We start from the raw sequence: 6,168 nt of genomic DNA, 5'->3' as shown, positions 1-6,168 counted from the left end.
ACTCTACACACCGTGTATACGCCCCATGTATACGCCGTGTGTGCAGGCCATGGCGGGGCGTACCACCATGCAGGTGGGGCGGCTGATCAGCCGTTTGTCACGGTTCTGAAACAGGCGGGACGGGCGGCGCGGGCGGGCGCCCGCGCCGGGGCAGCGGCCCGGTGTCGCGGGGCAGGCGGCCGGTCTCCGCCAGGGCCTTGCGCAGCAGGAACTCGATCTGCGCGTTGGTCGAGCGCAGCTCGTCACCGGCCCAGCGGGCGAGCGCCTCGTACACGGCCGGGTCCAGCCGCAGCAGCACCTGCTTGCGCTGCCGCGACCGGCGCTCCGGCGTGCCGCCGTCCCCGGGGTCCGTCACTGGTACAGGGTCCCCGTGTTCAGCACGGGCTGCGGCGCCCGGTCGCCGCACAGTACGACCATCAGGTTCGACACCATCGCCGCCTTCCGCTCCTCGTCCAGCTCCACGATGCCCTGCTCCGCGATCCGCGCGAGAGCCGCCTCCACCATGCCGACGGCTCCGTCGACGATCTCACGCCGGGCCGCGACGACCGCCCCGGCCTGCTGCCGCTGGAGCATCGCCGAGGCGATCTCGGGGGCGTACGCGAGGTGCGTGAAGCGGGACTCGACGATCCGCACACCGGCCGTCTCCACCCGTGCCTGGAGTTCGGCCGCGAGCTTCTCGGTGATCTCCTCGGCGTTGCCGCGCAGCGAGAGGCCGTTCACGTCGTGGGCGTCGTAGGGGTATTCGATGGCGATGTGTCGGACCGCCGTCTCGGTCTGGGTGGCGACGAACTCGGTGTAGTCGTCCACCTCGAAGACGGCCTGCGCGGTGTCCTGGACCTTCCACACGACGACCGCGGCCAGTTCGATCGGGTTGCCGTAGGCGTCGTTGACCTTGAGGACCGCCGTCTCGTGGTTGCGCACCCGGGTGGAGATGCGGGTCCGTGAGGTGAAGGGGTTCACCCAGCGCAGGCCGTCCTGCCGGATCGTCCCCCGGTAGCGCCCGAAGAGCTGGACGACCCGTGCCTCGCCCGGGGCGACGGTGTTCAGACCGCGCATGGCGATCACGGCGGCGAGGAAGACGAGGATGCCGCCGACGATCAGCCCGGCCTTGGCGCCGGGGGCGGAGACTGCCGCGGCTCCGGCGAACAGTCCGGCCGCGGCGGCGAGTCCGAGCAACCCGAGCAGCAGCGTGAGTCCGCCGCCGATGCTGTGGGCGGGGAACTCCCGCACGCGCGGTGCGGGCATCTCGGGCACGTCGAGTGCCTCGGGCGTGTGGTTGCTCTCGTGAGCGGACATGGGTGGACCCCCCGTTTGACTAGCATCAGATTAGCTAAGTGATATCACTTTACCCCGCCGTGGCAACCATGAACCCCGTTCGCACGTCGGTTCCTTTGGGTGGGGTGCTGATTGTCACGTCCGCAAAAGTGCGGATCGTACGCCCTTTGTCATATAGAGCGGTGTTAGTTTTCTGAGCTGACCTGAGCCAGGCATCTGTGTGACAGCCGAGACCGACGAGACCGAGCGGAGCAGACGTACTCATGGGACGAGCGGAAGAACGACGAGCGCGACAGCGCGGTGGCCGCCGCGCTGCGCCCAGGCGCCGCTCGTCGGCCGCGGTGGCCGACCAGGCCTCGCAGGCCGCACCGGCCCAGGAGAGTCAGCAGCCCGCGGCGGCGGGCCGGCGGAGCAGACGGGCGGCCAAGCCCGAGAAGCCCCCCAAGGGCCGGATACGCAGGCTGTTCACCTGGAAGAAGATGCTGGGCACGTTCCTGAGCCTCTGCGTGCTGGCCATCGGCGGCTTCCTGGTGCTCTACAACATGGTCGACGTGCCCGAGGGCAACCCGGCCGCGCAGCGCCAGAGCAACGTCTACAAGTACAGCGACGGCACGATCCTGGCCCGTGACGGCAAGGTCAACCGCGAGATCGTCAGCCTCGCCAAGGTGCCGAAGAAGGTACAGCTCACGTTTGTCGCGGCCGAGAACAAGACCTTCTACAGCGACCCCGCCATCAACGTGAAGGGCACCGCCCGAGGCCTGCTCAACACGCTTCGCGGCAGGGGCAAGCAGGGTGGCTCGACGATCACCCAGCAGTACGTCAAGAACTACTACCTCAACCAGGACCAGACCGTCTCGCGCAAGCTGAAGGAACTGGTCATCTCGCTGAAGGTGGAACGCGAGAAGTCCAAGGACGAGATCCTCGCGGGCTACATCAACACCAGCTACTACGGCCGCAACGCCTACGGCATCCAGGCCGCCGCGCAGGCCTACTACCGGGTCGACGCCGAGGACCTGACGGTCGAACAGGGCGCGTACCTCGCCTCCCTGCTCCAGGCGCCGAGCCAGTACGACTGGGCGATCGCGTCCGACACCGGCAAGCGGCTGGTGACGGCCCGCTGGAACTACGTCCTGAACAACATGGTCGAAGAGGACTGGCTGCCCAAGGACAAGCGCGACGCCATGAAGTTCCCGGTGCCCAAGGCCCCCAAGCGCGCCCCCGGCCTGGAGGGACAGAAGGGCTATCTGGTCGAACTGGCCAACCACCAGCTGGAAAAGCACCTGATGGACACCAAGGGGCTGACCCAGTCCGAGGCGGAGAGCAAGGTCCTCCAGCAGGGCTGGACCATCACCCTCAACATCGACCCGAAGAAGCAGGCCGCGCTGGAGAAGGCCGTCAAGACGGAACTCACCAGCAAACTCAACGTGAAGAAGCGCAAGGTCGACGGCCAGGTCCAGGCCGGCGCCGTGTCCGTCGACCCCAAGACGGGCAAGATCGTCGCGATGTACGGCGGCGAGAACTACTACGAGCACTACATCAGCAACGCGACCCGCCGCGACTACCAGCCCGCCTCCACCTTCAAGCCGGTGATCCTCGCCGCGGCCCTGGACGAGGGCGCCAAGACGCAGGACGGCAAGCAGATCGGCGCGAACACGATCTACGACGGGAAGAACCGCCACCAGGTCGTGGACAACGGTTCCAAGGTCGGCTTCGCCCCGCCCAACGAGGACGAGGCGAGCTACGGCCCCATCACGGTTCAGAAGGCGATGAACAAGTCCGTCAACTCGGTGTTCGCGCAGATGGGCACCGACGTCGGCATGAAGAACGTGATGGCCACCGCCGACAAGCTGGGCATGGACACCAAGGGCATGCAGGCGGTGCCCGCGCAGACCCTGGGCTCCATGGGCGCCAGCCCGCTGGAGATGGCCGGCATCTACGCCACCTTCGCCAACCACGGTCAGAAGGTGACCCCTTCGATCATCAAGTCGGCGGAGCAGGGCACCAGCAGCGTCGACCTGCCGAAGCCGATCGGCGCCTCGGTGCTCAGCCGCACCGCCGCCGACACGGTGACCTCCGTACTGACCGGAGTGGTCGACGACGGTACGGCCAAGGACTCGGTCGCGCGCAACTCGGAGCGGGACGGCCAGCAGGTGGCCGGCAAGACCGGTACCTCCGACGAGAACAAGTCGGCCTGGTTCACCGGCTACACCCCCGGCCTGGTCACCTCGGTCGGCCTGTTCGGCGAGAGCATGCCCTCCGGCAAGCACGTCACGCTCAAGGGCGCCACCGGGCTGATCCCGTACCCGCACCGCGTCAACGGCGGCGGCTACCCGGCCAAGATCTGGGCCGACTACACCTTCGGGGTCACGGACAAGACGGAGTTCGACCTCGACGCCACCGAGGGCGCGGCCGTCGAACCGTCGGACACCCCGAGCGCGCCCGCCTCGCCGTCCACGAGCCCGTCCCACAGCGCGAGCACCGAGCCGTCCAAGTCACCGTCCAAGTCGCCGTCCAAGTCGCCGTCCCAGAGTCCGTCGAGCCCGCCTCCGTCCCAGAGCCCGAGCGGCAGGCCGTCGTCGAGCCCGCCGGTCAGCACGCCGCCCGGCATCCCCGACGACCCGGTGGACCCGAACACCGAGCAGTGACAGAGAAGGGCGCCCGGATCCCCCGGGCGCCCTTCGCGCTTCCTCTGCCGTGCCGTGCCGTGCCCTGCCGCCCCGCTGCCGCGTCAGTTCCGGTTCAGCTCGAACCAGACCACCTTGCCGGTGCTCAGCCGGGTCGCGCCCCACCGCCTGGCCATCTTGTTCACCAGGTACAGCCCGCGCCCGCCCTCGTCGGTGGCCCGCGCCTGCCTCAGCCGCGGCAGCTGCGGCACATCGTCACCGACCTCGCAGCGCAGCACGTCGGTGCGCAGCAGCCGGAGCGTGACCGGACGGGACGCGTACCGCACGGCGTTCGTCACGACCTCGCTGACCAGGAGCTCGACGGAGTCACTGAGCTCCTCCAGACCCCAGCGGGCGAGCGCGCGCCGGGCCAGCTTGCGGGCCCGGCCCGGAGCCGCGTCCTCCGGCTCCAGGAACCAGTACGCCACATCGCTCGGCGCGATCCCGTCGAAACGGGCGGCGAGCAGCGCGATGTCGTCGTCCCGGTCGCCGGGACCGAGCATGTCCAGTACCTCGTCGCACAGCGCCTCGAGCGGCGGCGGGTGATCGGGACCGGTCAGCCGCGCGGTCGCGGCGAGCTTCTCGCGCAGCTGCTCTATGCCGGTCCACACGTCCCGCAGCCGGGACTCCACCAGGCCGTCGGTGTAGAGGAGCAGCGTGGCCCCGGCGGGCGCGTCCAGCTCCACGGCCTCGAAGTCGACGCCTCCGACACCGATGGGCGCGCCCGGCGGCACCCGCAGCACCTCGGCCCGTCCGCCCAGGTGCAGCAGGACGGGCGGCGGGTGGCCGGCGTTGGCTATGGTGATGCGGTGCGAGACCGGGTCGTAGACCGCGTACAGACAGGTCGCCATCCGGTCGGTGCCCAGCCGCTGGGCCTGCTCGTCCAGGTGGTGCAGCACCTCCTGCGGCGGCAGGTCGAGCCCGGCCAGGGTCTGCGCGGTGGTGCGCAGCTGCCCCATGATCGCGGCGGACGTCATGGAGTGGCCCATGACGTCGCCGACGACCAGCGCGACCCGGCTGCCGGGCAGCGGAATGGCGTCGTACCAGTCGCCGCCCACCCGGGCGGTCTCGGCCGCGGGCAGATAGCGGGAGGCCAGGCGTACGCCCGTCGGGCGGGGCAGGGTCTCCGGGAGCATGGTGCGCTGGAGCTCGTCGGCGATGTACGCCTCCCGGCCGTACAGCACCGCCTTGTCGATTCCCAGCGCGCTGTGCGTGGCCAGCTGGGCGGCGACCAGCAGGTCGTCCGCCTCGAAGGCGGGCCGCTCGGGTCGACGCAGGAACAGCGCGGCACCGATGACCCGGCGGCGGCCGCGCAGCGGGGCGAGGATCGCGCGCTGTCCGGCCGGGACCACGGACTCGCCGCCCTCGCCGAGGAGTTCGGGCAGCGCGGCACGCGCGGCGGGCGCGTCGGCGAACACCGGTCGCACCCCGCGCAGCACCTCGTTCAGCGCGCCGCCGGGCCGCACCTCGCACAGTTCGGCGGTCAGCGAGGACAGCTCCGAAAGGCCGGCCGACTCCGCCGGGTCCGTCTCCGGGAGCTGCAACGGCGGGAAGCCGCTCTCGCTGTCGCGCTCCTCCGGGATCCGGTCCGTACGGCGCAGCCGCAGCACCACGGGCCCGGTGGGCCGCTCGTCGCCGACCGGCAGCGGGTCGCGCAGATAGACCAGGATCGCGTCCGAGAAGGTCGGCACGGTCGCCCGGCACAGGCCCATCACGATCTCGTCCAGGTCGATCCCGCGCGCGATCCGCCGGGTGGCCGCGCCCACGAACCGCAGCCGGTCCCCGTCCCGCCGCATCGGCGTCGGCCGGCCCGGTGGCAGCCCGCGGCCGGTACGGCGGTCCTGGGGGCCGACGCCGCGGTCCTGCTCGGCGCCGGGCTGCACCGGGATGCCGTCCGGCGGGGGTGTGGGCCTCGGGCGGTGCGGGTCGGGCTCGGCGGCGGCCGGCTGGGCGTGCTCGGGCCCCCGTGCCGTCGGCTCCTTGCCGCAGGGCACGGCCGTACCCGGCGAGGGGGGCGTCTCGCCGGCCCGCGCCTGTGCGGGTAAGGCGCTGGTGCCGAGCGGGTTCGGGGAACGCAGGAGCGCCCCGCGGTGCTCCGCGGGGTCCGCGCCCGGCTTGGGGCGCTCATAGGACGTGGGGTGCTCCGTCACGTGCGTCGAATCCATCCGTCCGGGGCCGCGCACCGCGCGCGCAGTCGGTCCCGCCGAAATCCCGATACCCGCAATACGTG

General features: G+C 70.9%; 4 protein-coding genes. 1 reads left to right on the top strand and 3 read right to left on the bottom strand.

What is annotated here, in order from left to right:
• Window positions 1-97: 97 nt before the first annotated feature.
• Both ACIPK3_RS18235 and ACIPK3_RS18230 read right to left on the bottom strand, forming a co-directional pair.
• Window positions 98-355 (bottom strand): hypothetical protein, encoded by a 258-nt coding sequence (locus ACIPK3_RS18235; protein WP_402570775.1) that lies wholly within the window; start codon window positions 353-355, stop codon window positions 98-100.
• Window positions 352-1,296 (bottom strand): SPFH domain-containing protein, encoded by a 945-nt coding sequence (locus ACIPK3_RS18230; protein ID WP_402570774.1) that lies wholly within the window; start codon window positions 1,294-1,296, stop codon window positions 352-354. Before ACIPK3_RS18230 ends, ACIPK3_RS18235 begins: the two co-directional genes overlap by 4 nt.
• A gap of 242 nt (window positions 1,297-1,538) precedes the next feature.
• Between ACIPK3_RS18230 and ACIPK3_RS18225 the strand changes: the two genes are divergently transcribed.
• Window positions 1,539-3,920, top strand: a complete 2,382-nt coding sequence (locus ACIPK3_RS18225) for a transglycosylase domain-containing protein (RefSeq protein WP_402570772.1) — start codon at window positions 1,539-1,541, stop codon at window positions 3,918-3,920.
• An 83-nt stretch (window positions 3,921-4,003) separates the two neighbouring features.
• Here the strand turns inward: ACIPK3_RS18225 and ACIPK3_RS18220 are convergent, their stop codons facing one another.
• Window positions 4,004-6,103, bottom strand: coding sequence for a SpoIIE family protein phosphatase (locus tag ACIPK3_RS18220; RefSeq protein WP_402570770.1), 2,100 nt, complete (start codon window positions 6,101-6,103; stop codon window positions 4,004-4,006).
• Between the last annotated feature and the right edge of the window lie 65 nt (window positions 6,104-6,168).

The sequence above is a fragment of the Streptomyces sp. NPDC086787 genome, from assembly GCF_044745865.1.
In the GTDB taxonomy this organism is placed as follows: Bacteria; Actinomycetota; Actinomycetes; order Streptomycetales; family Streptomycetaceae; genus Streptomyces.
This window is presented reverse-complemented; position numbering and strand designations above follow the sequence as displayed.

Bases quoted from the DNA above. Each gene is read 5' to 3' on its own strand.
- ACIPK3_RS18230 (WP_402570774.1), bottom strand. From the start codon at position 1,296: ATGTCCGCTCACGAGAGCAACCACACGCCCGAGGCACTCGACGTGCCC.
- ACIPK3_RS18225 (WP_402570772.1), top strand. From the start codon at position 1,539: ATGGGACGAGCGGAAGAACGACGAGCGCGACAGCGCGGTGGCCGCCGC.
- ACIPK3_RS18220 (WP_402570770.1), bottom strand. From the start codon at position 6,103: ATGGATTCGACGCACGTGACGGAGCACCCCACGTCCTATGAGCGCCCC.